The organism is Mesosutterella multiformis, from assembly GCF_003402575.1.
Lineage (GTDB): Bacteria > Pseudomonadota > Gammaproteobacteria > Burkholderiales > Burkholderiaceae_F > Mesosutterella > Mesosutterella multiformis.
Genome location: NZ_BGZJ01000001.1, coordinates 1,727,128 through 1,744,543, shown reverse-complemented (window position 1 = coordinate 1,744,543; position 17,416 = coordinate 1,727,128). Strand labels below are relative to the sequence as shown.

The following is a 17,416-nucleotide window of genomic DNA, read 5'->3' as shown; positions in this document are numbered from 1 at the left end:
CAATTTCGGGTACCGAGTTCTTATTCCCGCTACAGGGGAAAAACGACCTGTGGAAAAAGGAGACCCCGATAAAATAGGAAAAAAGCGGCCTATCAGGGTATGTGCTTACGGTGCCAAACCATCCTAATTTGCGTGATAGCCAAGGGGGTGGGGGCGGAATACAATCTCCCCTGTGTTTTGATTCCTGGGCAGAACCCAGGATGAGAAAGCAAGCTTCGGATTTTCCGGGGCTTTTTTAATCACGTTTCCCAAGAGCCCCGCTGTCTCGGCGTCGGGCCGGCGGTATTAGGGTTTACATTACCGGGTTATATCCGGTTGGCGTTTATCCTAATTCCGTTGGCACTCACACGCGAAAGTAGATAGAATGGCTCTGTTCACCAGAAATGCAGCGACATTTACGCACTCCACTTCTGGGGGAACAGTTTATAGTTTATAGATTCCATCCTAGATGGACGTTTGTTTTAGAGGATTGTCTCAAAAATGAATACCGCTCTGAAGATTGTTGCCGCCGCTTCTATCGCCATGATGGCTGTTGCTTGCTCCAAGCAGGCTTCTGCTCCGGCCTCTTCCGTTGCTGACGCTGCTCCGTCCGCTGCTGCTTCTATGCCCGCTTCTTCCGCCGCTGCTGACGCTGCTGCTGCTTCCGCTCCGGCTTCTGCCGCTGCCTCCGCTCCGGCTGACTCTGCTGCTGCTTCCGCTCCGGCTTCTTCCGCCGCTGCCAAGTAATTGTTCCGCTGCCCAGGTGGCAGCTGACAGTTAGCAGTAATGCCCTGATCTGATTCGTCGGACCAGGGCATTATCGTATCTGGGCTTCGCGCGGGCTTACGCTTGAATTTACTAAAAAATTCTCGACGCCCGTCTGGATTCCGTACTAAGATTACCTCTCGATTTTTAAGTTCCCGCTTGAGGCCGCGCTGCCGCTCACCCCTATTTCGGCCGCGCTCCCTGTGGGTCCCTTATCCAGAAAAATGGAGATTCGCTCATGAAGAGGCGTTCCCTGCTCGCTGCGGCCGCTGCCGCCGCGGTGTTCACTGCAGCTCCGGCCATCGCCGCCCCGGTTTACTCCGTCGGCACCGGCGCGACCTACCGTCCGTTTGAATTCCAGGCTCCTTCCAAAGAGATCGTCGGCTTTGATATCGACCTCATGAAGGAAATCGCGAAGGCAGCGGGCTTCCAGGTGAAGTTCCAGAACACGCTCTGGGGCGTGATCTTCGAATCCGTGAAGAACGGCGACCGTGACATCATTATGAGCGGCATCACGATCACCCCGCAGCGTCAGCAGACGGTGGATTTCTCGCTTCCGTACTTTGCCGCGCATCAGCTGATCCTCACGCAGCGTAACCTCCGCGTGAAGTCGATCAATGACCTGAAGGGGAAGAAAGTTGCTGTCGTCGCGAACTCCGCGGGCGATATCGTCTGCTCGAAGGCTTTCGGCAAGGCGAGCCCCAACATCAAGCGTTTCGACAACACCCCTCTCGCGCTTGAAGAGCTGAATGCGGGCGGTGTCGACGCCGCGATCGGTGACGTCGGTGTCTTCGCGTACTACGCGCAGCAGAACCCCGGCAAGCACTTCAACATGACGCGCGACCCGAATTTCGAGGAACAGTACTTCGGTATCGCGGTCCGCAAGGGCAACACGAAGCTGCTCGCCCAGATTAATGATGGTCTCCGCAAGGTCTATAAGAACGGCACCTACGCGAAGGTCTATCACAAGTGGTTCGGCAACACGCCGGTCCCGAAGCTCCCGATCAAGTAATCCGCCAGGCTTTCCGCCCCGGTTCCCGCGGCACTTCCGCCGGAGCCGGGGCTTTTCATTATCCGGAAACCTGAGAGCCTCACTGATTCCCTCCGGTTCCCGCACTGACTGACTTCAAATGTTCCGTTTCGACGTCCTTTCCGACTATTGGCCGCTCTTTATTGAAGGCGCGGAGATGACGGTCAAGCTCACGCTCGCATGCGTTATCTGCGGCGTGTTCCTTGGCATGATTCTCGGCATGGCCCGCATGGCGCAGGCCCGCCATCAGCCTCTCAAGGCACTGCTGTACTTCGGTGTCCGGTGGCCCGTGACGATCTGGGTGAGCTTCTTCCGCGGCACACCGCTCTTCGTTCAGATTTTCCTGATGTACTTCGCGGTCCTCCCGGTGTTTGTGCACCCGGTGGACGGGCTCCTCGTGAGCGGTGAGCTCGCGCGCGACCTCCGAAGCAACTACGGCGCGCTGATCGCCGGTTTCCTCGCGATTTCGCTGAACGCCGGCGCTTATATGAGTGAAGTGTTCCGTGCCGGCATTCAGTCGCTCGATAAGGGGCAGGCTGAGGCTGCGCGCTCGGTCGGCATGACGTACTGGCAGTGCATGCGCCACATCATTCTTCCTCAGGCCTTCCGCCGTATGCTCCCCGCGCTCGGGAACAACGCGATCGCGATTCTGAAGGACTCGTCACTCGTCTCCGCGATCGGTCTCACGGAGCTCGCCTACGCCGCCCGTACGGTGGCTGGCGCCTCCGCCCGCTACTGGGAGCCGTATCTCACGATTTCCGCGATTTACTGGGTGATGACGCTTGCGCTTGCCTGCGGCATCCACGCGCTCGAAAAACATATGGGTAAGGGAGACGACAAATAATGGCTGAAGAGAAAAACATGTCTTCCGACGTCATGATTCAGATCCGGGGGCTGAAGAAGAGCTACGGAAAGCTTCAGGTGCTGCGCGGGATCGACCTCGATGTGAAGCGCGGCGAAAAAGTGGTGATTCTCGGGCCGTCTGGCTCCGGGAAATCAACCCTCCTTCGCTGTATCAACGCGCTCGAGGAAGCGGACTCGGGAAGCATCCTCGTGGACGGCATCGAAGTGACGAGCCGCCGCACGAACCTCAATCACCTGCGTGAGCATCTCGGCATGGTGTTCCAGCGCTTCAACCTCTGGCCTCATCTCACGGTGATCGAAAACGTGATGATCGGTCAGGTGGTTGTCGGTCACAAATCGAAGGCCGAAGCCCGGGAGAAGGCGCTTGCCATGCTGGACCGCGTGGGGCTTAAAGACCGCGCCGATGAATACCCGGTGCGGCTTTCAGGCGGCCAGCAGCAGCGTGTCGGCATTGCCCGAGCGCTCGCGATGGATCCGAAAGCGATTCTCTTTGACGAACCGACCTCAGCGCTCGACCCGGAGCTCGTCGGCGAAGTGCTTGCCGTGATGACGCAGCTCGCCCGTGAAGGCATGACGATGGTGGTTGTGACGCATGAGATCGGCTTCGCCCGTGAGGTCGCGGATCACGTGATCTTTATGGATGGCGGCGTGATCGTCGAAGAGGGAACGCCGGAAGAGGTGGTCGTGAATCCGCGTGAAGAGCGGACCCGCGCCTTCCTGAAGCACGTGCTCTGACGCGATTCAATCGCTCGGAACCTCGGCCGGCAGGGGATTTTCCTCTGCCGGTTTTTTCATTTTCCTCTCCGGTTTTCTACAATCACGGAACGGTTTTGTTTTTCTCGTGTTTTAGGAGTCACTCCTCATGGATTCTTTTCTTCTCATGCTGTCAGTCGCGCTCGGAGCGCTCTGCACGGTGCTGCTTCTGAAGATCGCGTTCGGGGAAAAGCGTGAGGAGACGGATACGGCGGCGCTTGAAGCCGCGATCCGGGACGCGCTGGATCGGAATTCGGACGCCGCGGAGGCGCGCCAGAACCGGCTTGAGATGAGGCTTACCCAGGCGAACAGCCTGAACCGCGAGGGAATGGAAGCGGTGAGGCGGGAGTCGCTTGACCTGATCCGGAAGGGGTCGGAAAGCCAGGCGGCGCGCCTCACCTCGATGGAGTCGTCGCTTGCCGCCGGGATCAACGCGGTGAACGAAACGGTGTTCCAGAAACTCACCGCGCTTCAGGCGCAGAACGATGCGAAGCTTGAGCAGATGCGCTCAACGGTCGAGGAGAAGCTTCAGACAACGCTTCAGACACGGCTCTCGGAAAATTTCCGCCTCGTGGCGACCCAGCTTCAGGCGCTTGAAGAGGGGCTCGGGGAAGTGAAGGGGCTTTCTGAAAACGTGGACAGCCTCCGACGCCTGATGTCGAACGTGAAGACCCGCGGCACCTGGGGTGAGGCGCAGCTCGGCGCGATCCTTTCCGAGATCCTCACGCCGGATCAGTTCGGCACCAATGTCGAAACCGTTCCCGGGACCGGAAAGCGGGTTGAATTCGCGGTCCGGATGCCGGGCCCGGATGCTTCGACGCCAGTGTGGCTTCCGATTGACTCGAAGTTCCCGCGAGAGGACTGGGAGCGGCTTGAAGCGGCGCGTGAAGCGGGGGACCGGGACGCGGAATCGTCCGCGCAGGCGTCTCTCCGGACGAGCGTTCTCGCTTTCGCGAAAGATATCGCGGAAAAGTATCTCAAGGCCCCGTATACGACGGAATTCGGGATCATGTACCTGCCGACCGAGAGTCTGTACGCTGAGGTGCTTCGGATTCCGGGCCTCTTTGACGAGCTGCAGCAGAAGTGGCGCGTGACGCCTGCCGGCCCCACGGTGATCTCCTCACTCCTTAATTCTCTCCGGATGGGGTTCCGGACGCTCGCGATTCAGGAGCGGAGCGCGGATGTGTGGAAGCTGCTTGGCCGTGTGAAGAGTGAGTTCCAGGCGTTCGCGGCCGCGATGGACGCGGTGGATAAGCGGCTCCGCCAGGCGCAGGAAGCGGTGGAACGGGTTCAGAAACGGACGGAGCGCGTGGACCGGAGTCTCGCCGATATCGAGACGCTCCCATCGGATGACGCGTTTGGCGATAAATCGGAGTCGAGTGCCGGGGCTATTCAGGCTTCAGAGGCGGAACCCCCGAGGGGCTGAGTTCTCAGGCTTTCCGCTGCGCCTCAATCCAGCGCGCGGCGACCCCCGGAAGCATCACCGCGGTGCCTTCTTTTCTGGAACGGCGGCCGGCCTTCATCACGAGCTTATCCTTGCTCACGATCAGCGGGCAGCCGGAGCCTGAGGCGAGGTCAAAGAACTTCTGATCAAGCGGATCGCGGCACCGGGCAAGCGCGTCTTTCGCCGGGGACGCGGGGCGGCGCGCGATTCGGAACCAGTGAGTGAGAATCGCGGTCTGCTCTTCAGGTGACAGTCTGAACCCCGGCCGGTGAATCACTTCCGCGAATTCGTTTTCCGTTGCCTCATCCCGCAGCATCGTGCAGGTGCCGTCCTCAATCAGTCGGAGCAGCGCCTCGGTCTTCGGATCATGAAACGCCCAGAAGTCGAGGAGCACGTTCGTGTCGACAATCACGGTGAGGGCGCTGCTGTCCGGGGGATCATTTGCCGCGGGGGCGGACCGGAGCTGATCAAGGAGAGACTGGATTTCAGAAGCAATTGGCATCGGGGTTCGGTTTTTCGGTCACTAAACAAAAAGAATCGGCCGGGCGAAGCCCGGCCGGTGCAGAAGGGGAAGCCGCAAGGCACCTCACGGGCGTGAGGGCCGGCGCGGCTTCACGCGGTCCGGTTACTCCGCGATCAGGGGAGCAACGGTTTCGCTTTCCTTCACGAGTTCAGCCACCGTCTTATCGAGGCGGGCGCGGCCGGCAGCCGTGAATTCAATATCCTTCACGATTTCGTAGTTGCCGTTTCCGGTGCAGATCACGGGCATGCCGCAGACGATGCCTTCCGGAATGCCGTAGGAGCCGTCAGAGGGAACCGCCATCGTGACCACACGGCCGTCGGAGCCATTCCACCAGTCGCGCATATGGTCGATCGCGGCGGAGGCGGCGGAGGCGGCAGAGGACTTGCCGCGGGCCTTGATGATCGCGCCGCCGCGCGTCGCGACGGTCGGGAGGAAGTAGTCGTTATACCAGGCTTCATCGACGAGCTCGGTCGCCGCGGTGCCGGCGATCGTGGCAGCGGTGATATCCGGGTACATCGAGTTCGAATGGTTGCCCCAGACGCGGACACCCTGGATCGAGCAGACCGGCTTCTGGGTCTTCTCGGCAAGCTGAGCGACAGCGCGGTTCGCGTCAAGACGCATCATGGCGCTGAAGCACTTCGGATCAAGATTCGGGGCGTGGTGATAGGCGATGTAGGCGTTCGTGTTGCAGGGGTTGCCGACCACGAGCACCTTGACGTTCCGGTCAGCCGCTTCGTCAAGCGCGCGGCCCTGTTCCTGGAAGATCGGGCCGTTCGCGAGCAGCAGGTCCGAGCGGTCCATGCCGGCGCCGCGCGGCATCGAGCCGATCAGGAAGGCGGCATTGGCGCCGTCAAAGGCAACGCGCGGGTCGCTCGTCGTCACAACCTTCGTGAGCAGCGGGAAGGCGCAGTCGAAGAGCTCCATGCAGACGCCCTGCAGGGCAGCCTTGCTCTGTTCGTTATCGCGTTCGAGCAGCTGCAGCTGAACCGGCGTATTGGGTCCGAACACGGCACCGCTCGCGAGGCGGAAGAGCAGAGCGTAACCGATGTTGCCGGCGGCACCCGTAACGGCGACGCGGACAGTCTTATTTAGCTTCGGATGATTTGCAGGACAAGCCATTTGAATCTATCTCCTTCCTTGGATTTTGGGATCGCCCGGCGGGAACGCGGGGGACGATCTTCGCCAGGTGTTCAGAAACGTCCGGCCGGTACTGATTTTGTGTGTTTCCGGCAGGGTTCTTCTGCGATTCTACACGCAGAAAAACGGCTTTTACAGTGAAAAGCAGTACCGTAAATCAGGAGTTTCCTGTGTCCTGTCATTCATTCCGTTTTCGGGACAAAATAGAGACACGTAAAAGAGCCGCGCGCGTTTTTGTGCGGGCGAAGGGAGTCTCTAGAAGATGGATCAGATGAATCTGGCCGCCGCAGGGCCGGCGCTCGGGAGCAACGCCTCCTATATCGAGAAGCTATACGCACGGTGGAAGGAATCCCCGGGCGCGGTGGCAGAAGCCTGGCAGACATACTTCACGCAGCTTGAGACCGGCGCGGTCCCGGATTCCGGCGTCATCGCCCGGGCCGGAGCCGAAGCCCGCCCAAGCTGCATTCCGGAGAATGAGGTGCTCGCTTTCGCGCAGCGCCAGGTCGCGGTGCAGCAGCTCGTCGCCGCGTACCGGAATCTCGGCGCCGAGATCTCGGACCTGGATCCTCTGAAAAATCAGCCTGCCCGTGTGATCCCGGAGCTTGATCCCTCGTACTACGGGCTTACCGATGCGGATCTCGATCAGGTTTTCTCAACCGCGAACACGTATTTCGGCCGCGCCTCGATGACGCTCCGTGAACTGATTGAAGCGCTCCGCGAAACGTACTGCGGAAAGATTGGCGCGGAATTCATGTACATCACGGATCCGGAAGAGAAGCGGTGGTGGCAGCAGAGGCTTGAATCCATTCGCTCCGCCCCGTCCTTCACGCCGGAAGCGAAGGTGCACATTCTTGAGCGGCTGACCGCGAGCGAAGGGCTGGAGCACTTCCTACATAAGCGCTACACGGGTCAGAAGCGTTTTTCGCTCGAGGGCGGTGAGTCCTTTATCGTCGCGATGGACCGGATCGTGGAAGACGCCGCGTCCCGCGGAATGAAGGAAATCGTGATCGGCATGGCGCACCGCGGCCGACTGAATGTTCTCGTGAATATTCAGAATAAGGATCTGCAGGCGCTTTACGACGAATTTGACGGAAAGGAGTCTGCGGAGAGCCTCCCGTCAGGCGACGTGAAGTATCACAACGGTTTTGAGAACTCGGTCCCGACCGCCTCGGGCCCGATCTGGGTGTCGATGGAGTTCAACCCCTCGCACCTCGAAGCCGCGGATCCGGTGGCGCTCGGCTCGGTCCGGGCGCGTGAGGATCAGCTCGGTGACCGCGAAGGGAACCAGGTGCTTGGCATTCTCGTTCACGGCGACGCCGCGTTCTCGGGCCAGGGCATCGTGCAGGAAACGCTGAACCTCGCCTCCACCCGAGGCTTTGGGACCGGCGGCACGGTTCACATCGTGATCAATAACCAGATCGGTTTTACGACGTCTGATCCCCGCGACAAGGGCTCCATGCTCTACTGCACGGACCCCGCGAAGGTGACGGAAACCCCGGTGCTGCATGTGAACGGCGATGAGCCGGAATCCGTGGCGCTCGCGACGCAGATCGCGATGGAGTGCCGCCTCCGTTTCCACCGCGACGTGGTGCTCGATATCGTCTGCTACCGCCGCCTTGGCCACAATGAGCAGGACACGCCGGCAGTCACGCAGCCTCTGATGTATAAGAAGATCGACGTGCACCCCACGGTGCGTGAGCTTTACGGCAAGGCGCTGGAAGAAAACGGCACGATCCCCGAAGGCCGTGCGCAGGAAATGGACCGCTATGTCCGCGACCGTCTGAAGAAGAGTGAAAATCCGCGCGTCATCCCGGAGTCACTCCGCGCGAAGCACGTGGTGGACTGGAGCCCCTGGATCGGGAAGGCGAGGACGGAACCCGCGACGAGCGTTCCGGTCGCGAAGCTGACTGAGCTGGGGCGCGCGATTACCGCGGTGCCTGCGGCGTTCCGGCTGCATCCGCTCGTGATCCGCGTGCTCGACAGCCGCCGCCAGATGGCGGAAGGCGCGGCTCCGGTGGACTGGGGCATGGCTGAGCACCTCGCCTTCGCGTCGCTTCTCTCTGAAGGCCACCCCGTCCGGATTTCGGGCGAGGACTCGGGCCGCGGCACGTTCTCTCACCGCCACGCGGTGCTGCATGATCAGGACCGCGCGAAGCGTGATGTGGGTGAATATATTCCGCTGCAGCATGTTTCCCGCTATCAGGCGCCGTTTACCGTAGAGGATTCGCCGCTTTCTGAATACTCCGTCATGGGGTTTGAGTACGGCTACGCGTCCGCATCGCCGAACGCCCTGGTGATCTGGGAAGCGCAGTTCGGCGACTTTGCGAACACCGCTCAGGTAATCATCGATCAGTTCATTTCGTCAGCGGAAGCGAAGTGGGGCCGTCAGAATGGTCTCGTTCTCATGCTTCCGCATGGCTACGAAGGGCAGGGCCCGGAACACAGTTCCGCGCGTGTTGAACGCTATCTGCAGCTCGCGGCTGGCGACAACTTCTCTGTCGTGCAGCCGACCACCGCAGCTCAGATTTTCCACGTGCTGCGGCGTCAGGTGCTGCGTCCGTACCGTAAACCTCTGATTCTCTTTACGCCGAAGAGCCTGCTCCGTAATCCGAATGTCGCGAGCCCCTTAAGTGACCTCACGTCGGGCGGCTTCCAGCCGGTGATTGGTGACGCGGCGGTCGATCCGGCCCGCGTCACGCGCGCCGTGCTCGCGAGCGGCCGCGTGTACTACGACCTCCTGAAGAAGCGTGAGGAACTTTCGCGGAACGACGTGGCGCTTATCCGGGTGGAAGAGCTTTATCCGTTCCCCGCGGGTCTTCTCACGACCGAGCTTTCCCGCTATCCGGGGCTCGACGAAGTCGTATGGTGCCAGGATGAGCCGCGCAATCAGGGCCCGTGGAACTCGCTCTTCCCGCAGCTCCTTGATCTGATCCCGAGCAGCGTGAGGCTCTCCTACGCCGGGCGTGATGAGAATCCGGCGCCTGCGACGGGCTACGCCGCGCGATTCAAGCGCGAGGAGGCGGCGCTGCTGGAAGCCGCGTTCGGTACGCCTGTGAAGTCCTGGCGTGGTGTGAAGGGCGAATAACGACAACCTGATCGGAGGGCGGCGGAAGATTTCGCCGCCCCGGAGAGATAAGCATGAGTGAAATTGAAATCAAAGTCCCGGAACTATCCGAATCGGTGTCGAGCGCCGAGGTGCTTGGCTGGAAGGTGAAGCCGGGTGACCCGGTGGAAGAGGATCAGGTTCTCGTTGAGCTTGAGACGGATAAGGTGGTCCTCGAAGTGAGCGCGCCGTGCGACGGTGTGGTAACCGAGATCCTCGTGAAGGAAGGGGATACGGTGAAGACCGGTGATGTCGTGGCGAAGGTGGAAGAGGGCGCGGCGAAGGCCGAGAATGTCCCAGCCGCAGCCGCCGTGGCTTCGGTTCCTGCCCCCGAGCCCGCGCCGGCTCCTGAGGCTGCAGCTCCGGCAGCCGCCCCGGCTCCGGCTGCGAAACCCGCTGAGTCCCGCGTGATGCCGTCCGCCCTCAGGGCCGCGGCTGAAGCCGGAATCGATGCCCGCGCGCTTCAGGGCACCGGGGTCGGCGGCCGCGTGACGAAGGCAGACGTGGAAGCAAAGGCCGCCGCTCTTCCGACGCCCGCGCCGGTTCCTGCGCCCGCGGCACCGGCAGCGGCTCCCGCGCCGCAGGCTGCCGCGCCGGCAGAGTCCCCGGTTTCTGTTTTCTTCCCCGCGCCGCACGCGGTGTCGCGGGACACTTCGCGCGTCGCGTCAGCGGCGGCCTCAGTCCGGCTGAATTCGAGCCTCGGCACGGCCGCAGTGACGCTTTTCGAGAAGGTGGATGTCACATCCCTTTTTGACCTGATCGAAAGCGAGTCGGCGTCCTTTGAAGCGCGTGAAGGCGTGCCGCTTGAAGCGTCCGCGGTGTTTGCCGCCGCGCTTTCCCGTACGGCCGAAGCCTTCCCCGCGATCGCGCCGGCCGCGGCATCCGGAGCGGCTCTCGTGAATCTCGCCGTGGATACGGCGCTTGGCACCATTTACCCGGCTGTTGTCGCGTCCCGCCGCGAAGGGATCGCGGGGCTCCTCCGCCGCTTGTCAGACCTGAAGAGCCGGGCTGAGGCGGGTAGCCTCACGCCGCAGGAACTGTCGCTTGGCGACATCACGCTGATCACGGGGCGCGGCGCCGGTACGATTTCATCGACCCCCGCTGTGACGCCGCCTCAGGCCGCGACGCTTGCGGTGCACCGGGCTGAGGAAACAGCGGTTTGGAAGAACGGCACCTGGGAACCCCGCCGTGTGGCGGTGGCGGCGCTTTCCTTCGATAGCCGCATGGTAGAGCGGGAAACGGCGTCAGACGCGCTGCTCTTCTTCCGTTCACTCATTGAGAATCCTGTCCGGATCTTTCTTTAAGGGGGGCGCCTGATGGCAGATGGAATTGATTTTGATGTCTTTGTGATCGGAGCGGGGCCGGGCGGTTATGAATGCGCGATCCGCGCAGCCCAGCTGGGGTTTAAAACCGCGGCGGCGGATCCCTGGAAGGACGCGGATGGAAAGGCGGCCCCGGGCGGCACCTGCACGAATGTCGGCTGCATCCCGTCCAAGGCGATGCTTGCGTCCTCTCTCGCCTACGAGTCCGCGGGTGAGACATTCCGCGAACTCGGTATCAATGTCGGACCGGCGTCCTTTGATCTCGATGTGATTCAGGCGCGCCGCGCCAAAGTGGTCCGGAAGTCGAACGACGGCATTCTCTGGCTCTTTAAGAAAAACGGGGTCGAATTCTTCCCGGAATCCGCGCACTTCCTTCCGGGCGGAAAGCCCGGTGCCTGGAAGATCGGGCTTTCGGACGGCACCGAAATCACGGCGGCGAACGTTGTGGTGGCGGCGGGTTCTGTTCCCCGCCTGCTTCCCGGGGTTACGCCGGATGAAAAGACGATTCTCACCTCGACCGGAGGTCTGGAGCAGACCTCGGTTCCGAAGCGCCTCGGTATCATCGGGGCCGGCGTGATCGGGCTTGAGATCGGCGCTGTGTGGCAGCGGCTGGGGGCCGAAGTGACGATGCTTGAAGCGCTTCCCGGTTTCCTCGGAATCGCGGATGAGGAGATTTCGCGCGCCGCGCTTCAGGTTTATAAGAAGACCGGCTTTACGTTCCACTTCGGGTGCCGTGTGGAGTCCGTTGAAAAGCGGGCGGACGGTGTCGTGGTTCGTTACCGCACCGGGGATGAAGAGAAGGAAGCGGTGTTTGACCGGCTGATGGTGTCGATCGGGCGGGTCCCGGCGCTGCAGTCCGTGAATCCGGAAGCCGTGGGGCTGAAGGCGGACGCCCGGGGGTTTGTCGAAGTGGATGAGGGGTGCCGCACGAATCTCCCCGGGGTCTACGCGATCGGAGACCTCGTGCGTGGACCGATGCTCGCGCATAAGGCGAGTGACGAAGGCGTAGCGGTCGCCGAAGAGATCGCGGGTGAGCATCCGGTGATCAATCACCGGCTTGTCCCCTCCGTGATTTACACGCATCCTGAAATCGCCTGGGTAGGGCTCACGGAAGCCGAGGCCCGGAACGAGGGCTACACGGCGAAGGCCGGGAAGGCGTTTTTCTCCGCGAACGGCCGCGCCCGGGCTCAGGGTCAGACAGACGGGTTCGTGAAGATCGTGGCGGACGCTGAGAATGACCGGGTGCTCGGAATCCATATTCTGGGGTCTGAGGCGGGAGAGCTGATCGCCGCGGCGTCCTTTATCCTTGCGACCGAAGCGACGTGCGAGGATGTGGCGCTCACGACGATTGCCCACCCGACGTTTGCTGAGGCGATCCGGGAAGCGGCGCTCACGGTTCTCGGGCGCCCGATGAATAGCTGACCGGCCGCGTGACAGTCTGAAGAGAGGGGGGAGAAGCATTGCTTCTCTCCCTTTTTTACAGCCGGATGCGATTCAGGCCGATTCCTTACGGGAGGAGCTCCGATTTTTCAGGCGTCCTGCGGTAAACTTGAGAATCCCGGTCATGACTCCGGCTTGTCCCCAGTACAGAGGTTTTATTTCCATGCATTTCGCCCGGTCTGCAGTTTGTCTTTTCACGCTTACGCTGATTTCAGGTTCTGTCTTCGCGGCCGGCACCGGCATTGCTGGGAAATCCGGTTCCGTGATGACCTCTGGCTCCACGATCCGGGCACCGAAGGCGAATGCCGCGCCAGGCGCTGATGTGGATCCCGCGCGTCTCACGCCCGCTCCGAAGACCGGGGCTGAGAGACTAACAGACTCGAGCATTCTCCAGCGCTGGCCCGCCGGCTCCATCAAGACGCATGACGAGGCGGAAGCCGCGCTCGCGGACGTTGACCGCAACCGCGCGGCGCTGAAGAAGCAGGAAGCGATTGAACACGATGCCTGTATTGACCGGTTTTTCGTGAGCGCCTGCTGGGAAAAGAACCGCGTGAATTCCTATGACCGTGAAAAGGAATTCCGCCGTGTGGAGCTTGAGGCGAAGGATTGGCTCCGGGCCGAAAACGCTCAGAAGGAAAAAGAGCGTCAGCTCCAGGCAAAGATTGAGGAAGGAAAAGAAGCGAGCGCGGGTGAAATCGGTGCGGTCCTCGATGACAACGCTCCGACGAAGCGCATGATGGGTGCCGAATCCCGTATGGAAGCCCGGATCCGGGCTGAGGAACGGGTCGCGAAGGCTCAGAGTGACGCGCTCGAGAAGCAGGCAAAGGAACTTCAGAACGAAGAAACCTATGCCCGGCGCCAGGCGAACATTGTGGAGCGCCAGGCCAAGGCGGTTGAAGACGCCGCGGCTGCCGCGAAGCGTGTTGAGCAGCACGATAAGACAGTGGAGCGCGTCGCTGAGCGCCGCGCCTCTGACGCCGCGAAGGCTGCGAAGGAACCCGAAAATGTCGCGGCCTACAATAAGCGCGCGGCGGACGCCGCTGACCGCAAGGCGAAGGCTGAGCAGAAGGGGGCTGACCTCGCTCAGAAACGCGCTGAACGCGCGGCCCGGAATGAGCAGGACCGCCAGAACCGTATCGAGCTTCAGAAGAAGTATGAGGCTGAGCGGAAAGAGCGGAGCGAATCCATTAACCCGTTCCAGTAAAAGCGTCCGAGTCCCGGAGGATTTTCTTTCGGGGGAGACAAAAAAAGCTTCCGGTGATGAACCGGAAGCTTTTTTCATAAGCTCTGACGCTATGCCTGATCAGGCCTGCTGGTAGTGCTCAAAGAAGTGCTTCATCTTTTCGCAGGCCGCTGTCAGCACGTCAACCTGCGGGAGGTAGACGATGCGGAAGTGGTCCGGGTTGATCCAGTGGAAGCCGCGGCCATGCGTGATCAGGATCTTTTCCTGCTTCAGGAGGTCAAGCGCGAAAAGCTCATCATCATGGATATTGAAGCGCTTCACGTCGATCTTCGGGAAGATGTAGAACGCGGCCTGGGGGCGCACGGCGGAGATGCCCGGAATGTCATTCAGCATCCGGTAAATGCATTCACGCTGTTCGTAAACGCGGCCGCCGGGAACGAGCATCTCTTTCGTGCTCTCGCGCTGAGCGAGTGCCGGAGCGATCAGAGACTGACCGGGGGCGTTCGAGCAGAGTCGCATGGCGGAAAGGAGATTGATACCCTCGATATAGCCTTTATAGCGGCGCTTGTCGCCCGCGAGGCACATCCAGCCCACGCGGTAACCTGCCATCAGGTGGGACTTCGAGAGGCCGTTGAAGCTCACGGTGAGGAGATCGGGGGCGAGGGAGGCGAGCGCCACGTGCTCGATCCCGTCCATCACGAGGCGGTCATAGATTTCATCCGCGTAGAGAATGAGATCAAATTCTCGTGCGATCTTCACGATCCCTTCGAGGATTTCACGCGGATAAACAACGCCCGTGGGGTTATTCGGATTGATCACGACAATCGCCTTCGTGCGGGGCGTCACCTTTTTACGCATATCGTCGAGGTCAGGGAGCCAGCCGCTCTTTTCGTCACAGATATAGTGCACGGCGGTGCCGCCGGCGAGCGTCACGGAGGCGGTCCAGAGCGGATAGTCAGGCGCGGGGACGAGCACCTCGTCTCCGTTATCAAGAAGCCCCTGCATGGAAAGCGTGATCAGTTCGCTCACGCCGTTTCCGGTGAAGACATCATCCACGCCGACATTCGGGATGCCCTTTTCCTTGCAGTAGTCGACGATCGCGCGGCGGGCGCTCATGAGGCCATGGGAATCGGTGTAGCCCTCGGTGTTCGGGAGATTTTCCGCCATTGCCTTGAGAAGCGGTTCCGGGGTCTTGAATCCGAAATGGGCGGGGTTTCCGATGTTCAGTTTCATCACATCTTCGCCCGCCCGGATCATCCGGTTCGCTTCATCCATAATCGGACCGCGGATGTCATAACAGACGTGGTCGAGCTTATGGGACTTTTCGTAAGTCTTCATAGTCCTTTCTCTTCTCTCTCAAAAACCGCGGGCGCAGCGCGTCCGTCGTAGGGTCAGTTATCCGGAAATGCGGGGCGCGCGGCCTTCAGAACCGCGGTTCATCGATCCCGCCTGTTTTTGATTTCCGGATACATAAATATACTCAGTTAGGGTACAGCTTTTTCCCGATATCCGCCATTTGACGAACGCATGTGTCAAAGAGCGGTACCTGAACTATTAGAATGCGAGAATACTGCCGCGGAAGCGGCCGGCGTGCGGGGATAAACCCGCTCACGGATTCAGGAGATCAGAGCGGACGGAAGTCCAGGCGCTCAGAGCTTCCTCAAAATAGGAACAGGTCAGGAAACATGAAAGCGGGTGAAGAGAAATTAGCGCCGGGGCCGGCGGGGGAGGCTGGGAAGCCTTCGCGGCTCGTGCAGCACGTGCGCGAGGCCTTCAGCCCGCATGGTCTTCTCACGCAGAAGCTCCCGTCCTTTGTGCCGCGCGAGAGCCAGCGGGAGTTCGCGGAGGCTGTCGCGCGGACAATCGAAGAGAAGGGGACGCTTGTCGCTGAAGCCGGCACCGGCACCGGCAAAACGTTCGCGTACCTCGTTCCGGCGCTTTTTTCCGGTATCCGGGTTCTCGTGTCGACCGCCGGGAAACCGCTTCAGGATCAGCTGTACTCAAAGGACCTGCCGCTCATTCTCGAAGCGCTGGACCTTCACGCGAACACGGTGCTCCTTAAGGGGCGCTCGAACTACATCTGCAAGAAGCGGCTGGAAGAAGTGGACTGGGTGCCGTCCAAGGAAGATGTCGGCTACCTCCGAGATATTCAGATTTTCAGCCGCACGAGCCAGACAGGGGATCGCTCGGAACTCGGCCACATCCCGGAAAACGCAATGATCTGGCCGCTTGTCACGTCGACCAAAGAGAATTGCCTTGGCACCAAGTGCCCGCTCTACGATGACTGCTTCCTCACGAAAGCACGGCGCGAGGCGAAGGAAGCCGATATTCTCGTCGTGAATCATCACCTGTTCCTCAGCTCACTCGCGATCGCGGATGAGGGTGCAGACGAAATCCTCCCCTCGATGCCGCTCACCGTGATTGATGAGGCGCATCAGCTTCCTGGGATCGCGACAGACTTCTTCGGCGATCTCTTTTCAACGAACGCGGTGCTGGAACTTGCGCGCGACACGCTGCAGCTCGGGAAAACAAACGCGAAGGACGGCGCGAACTGGGACGCCGTGACGAGCGAGGTCGACAGGTCCGCGAAAGAAGTGGCGCTTTCCGTGTCGACAAAGCTCGACTTCCTGGAGGGAGACCGGAAGTCGGTTGATGATATTCCGGACCTCGGGCTTCTGATTCCGGATCTTGAGCAGCTCGGGCGGGCGCTCTCCGATCTGAGTGAGGTCCTCAAGGCGAATAAGGGCCGGAACGCGGATATCGATCTTCTTCTCCCGCGCTGCGAAAACTTTATCGAACAGGTGAATGACTGGCTGATGTTCGCGGCGGGGCAGGAGGAGGACGCGGCGGCAGCGGATGTGGTCCCTGAAGGGATAGACCGGAAGCCGCTCAGGCTCCCGGGGCTCGAAGCGGAAGCGGATGCGGTGTCGGATGGCGAATCTCCAAGAGTCCGCTGGGTGCAGCAGGGAAGGACCGGGACGCGGTTCTATAACACGCCGCTCTCGTTCGCGGAGGATCTGAACCGGCTGAGGCGCGAGAAGGGCGAAGCCTGGGTGTTTACGTCCGCGACCCTTTCAGTCGCTGGAGACTTCAGTCATTTCCTCACGGAAATCGGGCTTCCGGACGCGAAAACCGCGAGCTGGCCCTCACCCTTCGATTACTTCAGCCTCGCGTCGCTTTATCTCCCGAAGGGACTCCCGGAACCGAATTCTCCGGCGTTCCCGGAGTCTGTCGCACGGAGCGCCTGGCCCTTTGTCAAAAAGGCGGGCGGCCGCACTTTCTTCCTCTGCACGAGTCTCCGCGCCGTGGACATCATTGCGGACATGGTGAAGCAGCTCGCGAATGAAGACGGGATGCCGCTTCGCGTTCTCCGTCAGGGAGACGGCACAAGGCGCGGCCTTATCGAGGAATTCCGAAAGGATCCGGCCTCGGTTCTCGTCGGCTCGATGAGTTTCTGGGAAGGTATCGATATCAAGGGCGAGACGCTCTCGGTCGTCGTGATTGACCGTATTCCGTTCTCGCCCCCGGATGATCCGGTGGTCGCGGCCCGCTGCAAGTGGATCCGGGATCAGGGCGGAAAACCGTTTTTTGAGTATCAGGTGCCGGAAGCGGTGACGCTGCTCCGTCAGGGTGCGGGCCGTCTGATCAGAAGTGAAACGGATCACGGGGTCTTTATTCTCTGTGACTCCCGGATTATCACGAAGTGGAACTCCTACGGGAGAACTGTGGTGGAGAGTCTTCCGGACTTCTGCCGGACGCAGGACCCGATGCGGGCGCTTGCTTATCTCCCTGAGCGGGCGGAGGCGCCTAAGAAACCTGCAGGCCGTAAGAAAAAGACGAAGGGGGAAGGGAACTGATCTTCCTCCCTCCATT

13 protein-coding genes are annotated in these 17,416 nt (G+C 61.0%); 10 read left to right on the top strand and 3 right to left on the bottom strand.

What is annotated here, in order from left to right; translation table 11 throughout:
* Positions 1-480 precede the first annotated feature (480 nt).
* The 5 genes from M4NBBH2_RS07950 to M4NBBH2_RS07930 all read left to right on the top strand — a co-directional run bounded on the left by M4NBBH2_RS07950 (position 481) and on the right by M4NBBH2_RS07930 (position 4,817).
* Positions 481-726, top strand: a complete 246-nt coding sequence (locus tag M4NBBH2_RS07950) for a hypothetical protein (RefSeq protein WP_116270425.1) — start codon at positions 481-483, stop codon at positions 724-726.
* Positions 727-982: 256 nt separating this feature from the next.
* A complete protein-coding gene (locus M4NBBH2_RS07945; protein ID WP_022444000.1) occupies positions 983-1,756 on the top strand; it encodes a basic amino acid ABC transporter substrate-binding protein in 774 nt (257 codons plus the stop codon).
* A gap of 118 nt (positions 1,757-1,874) precedes the next feature.
* A complete protein-coding gene (locus tag M4NBBH2_RS07940; protein WP_049687094.1) occupies positions 1,875-2,618 on the top strand; it encodes an amino acid ABC transporter permease in 744 nt (247 codons plus the stop codon).
* Positions 2,619-2,650: 32 nt separating this feature from the next.
* Entirely contained in the window at positions 2,651-3,373 is a 723-nt protein-coding gene (locus M4NBBH2_RS07935) for an amino acid ABC transporter ATP-binding protein (RefSeq protein ID WP_116270627.1), read from the top strand.
* A 127-nt stretch (positions 3,374-3,500) separates the two neighbouring features.
* Entirely contained in the window at positions 3,501-4,817 is a 1,317-nt protein-coding gene (locus tag M4NBBH2_RS07930) for a DNA recombination protein RmuC (protein WP_116270424.1), read from the top strand.
* A 4-nt stretch (positions 4,818-4,821) separates the two neighbouring features.
* On the opposite strand, the gene M4NBBH2_RS07925 is transcribed toward M4NBBH2_RS07930, so the two are convergent.
* Positions 4,822-5,337 carry a PIN domain-containing protein gene (locus tag M4NBBH2_RS07925; protein ID WP_116270423.1) on the bottom strand — a complete coding sequence of 172 codons (516 nt, stop codon included), beginning with the start codon at positions 5,335-5,337 and terminating at the stop codon, positions 4,822-4,824.
* Positions 5,338-5,460: 123 nt separating this feature from the next.
* Positions 5,461-6,477: a malate dehydrogenase gene (locus M4NBBH2_RS07920; RefSeq protein WP_116270422.1), complete on the bottom strand. Its 1,017-nt coding sequence runs from the start codon at positions 6,475-6,477 to the stop codon at positions 5,461-5,463.
* 280 nt (positions 6,478-6,757) lie between these two features.
* Between M4NBBH2_RS07920 and M4NBBH2_RS07915 the strand changes: the two genes are divergently transcribed.
* The 4 genes from M4NBBH2_RS07915 to M4NBBH2_RS07900 all read left to right on the top strand — a co-directional run bounded on the left by M4NBBH2_RS07915 (position 6,758) and on the right by M4NBBH2_RS07900 (position 13,564).
* Positions 6,758-9,580, top strand: a complete 2,823-nt coding sequence (locus tag M4NBBH2_RS07915) for a 2-oxoglutarate dehydrogenase E1 component (RefSeq protein ID WP_116270421.1) — start codon at positions 6,758-6,760, stop codon at positions 9,578-9,580.
* 53 nt (positions 9,581-9,633) lie between these two features.
* Positions 9,634-10,902, top strand: coding sequence for a 2-oxo acid dehydrogenase subunit E2 (locus M4NBBH2_RS07910; protein ID WP_116270420.1), 1,269 nt, complete (start codon positions 9,634-9,636; stop codon positions 10,900-10,902).
* Between the two features lie 12 nt (positions 10,903-10,914).
* Complete coding sequence (gene lpdA / locus M4NBBH2_RS07905) at positions 10,915-12,342, top strand: dihydrolipoyl dehydrogenase (RefSeq protein ID WP_116270419.1); 1,428 nt, start codon at positions 10,915-10,917, stop codon at positions 12,340-12,342.
* 181 nt (positions 12,343-12,523) lie between these two features.
* Positions 12,524-13,564 carry a hypothetical protein gene (locus M4NBBH2_RS07900; protein WP_116270418.1) on the top strand — a complete coding sequence of 347 codons (1,041 nt, stop codon included), beginning with the start codon at positions 12,524-12,526 and terminating at the stop codon, positions 13,562-13,564.
* A gap of 99 nt (positions 13,565-13,663) precedes the next feature.
* On the opposite strand, the gene M4NBBH2_RS07895 is transcribed toward M4NBBH2_RS07900, so the two are convergent.
* Positions 13,664-14,881, bottom strand: coding sequence for a pyridoxal phosphate-dependent aminotransferase (locus M4NBBH2_RS07895; RefSeq protein WP_116270417.1), 1,218 nt, complete (start codon positions 14,879-14,881; stop codon positions 13,664-13,666).
* A gap of 347 nt (positions 14,882-15,228) precedes the next feature.
* Between M4NBBH2_RS07895 and yoaA the strand changes: the two genes are divergently transcribed.
* A complete protein-coding gene (gene yoaA / locus M4NBBH2_RS07890) occupies positions 15,229-17,400 on the top strand; it encodes a DNA repair helicase YoaA (protein WP_160117863.1) in 2,172 nt (723 codons plus the stop codon).
* The last annotated feature ends 16 nt before the right edge of the window (positions 17,401-17,416 follow it).

Bases quoted from the DNA above. Each gene is read 5' to 3' on its own strand.
- M4NBBH2_RS07950 (WP_116270425.1), top strand. From the start codon at position 481: ATGAATACCGCTCTGAAGATTGTTGCCGCCGCTTCTATCGCCATGATG.
- M4NBBH2_RS07945 (WP_022444000.1), top strand. From the start codon at position 983: ATGAAGAGGCGTTCCCTGCTCGCTGCGGCCGCTGCCGCCGCGGTGTTC.
- M4NBBH2_RS07940 (WP_049687094.1), top strand. From the start codon at position 1,875: ATGTTCCGTTTCGACGTCCTTTCCGACTATTGGCCGCTCTTTATTGAA.
- M4NBBH2_RS07935 (WP_116270627.1), top strand. From the start codon at position 2,651: ATGATTCAGATCCGGGGGCTGAAGAAGAGCTACGGAAAGCTTCAGGTG.
- M4NBBH2_RS07930 (WP_116270424.1), top strand. From the start codon at position 3,501: ATGGATTCTTTTCTTCTCATGCTGTCAGTCGCGCTCGGAGCGCTCTGC.
- M4NBBH2_RS07925 (WP_116270423.1), bottom strand. From the start codon at position 5,337: ATGCCAATTGCTTCTGAAATCCAGTCTCTCCTTGATCAGCTCCGGTCC.
- M4NBBH2_RS07920 (WP_116270422.1), bottom strand. From the start codon at position 6,477: ATGGCTTGTCCTGCAAATCATCCGAAGCTAAATAAGACTGTCCGCGTC.
- M4NBBH2_RS07915 (WP_116270421.1), top strand. From the start codon at position 6,758: ATGGATCAGATGAATCTGGCCGCCGCAGGGCCGGCGCTCGGGAGCAAC.
- M4NBBH2_RS07910 (WP_116270420.1), top strand. From the start codon at position 9,634: ATGAGTGAAATTGAAATCAAAGTCCCGGAACTATCCGAATCGGTGTCG.
- lpdA (WP_116270419.1), top strand. From the start codon at position 10,915: ATGGCAGATGGAATTGATTTTGATGTCTTTGTGATCGGAGCGGGGCCG.
- M4NBBH2_RS07900 (WP_116270418.1), top strand. From the start codon at position 12,524: ATGCATTTCGCCCGGTCTGCAGTTTGTCTTTTCACGCTTACGCTGATT.
- M4NBBH2_RS07895 (WP_116270417.1), bottom strand. From the start codon at position 14,881: ATGAAGACTTACGAAAAGTCCCATAAGCTCGACCACGTCTGTTATGAC.
- yoaA (WP_160117863.1), top strand. From the start codon at position 15,229: ATGAAAGCGGGTGAAGAGAAATTAGCGCCGGGGCCGGCGGGGGAGGCT.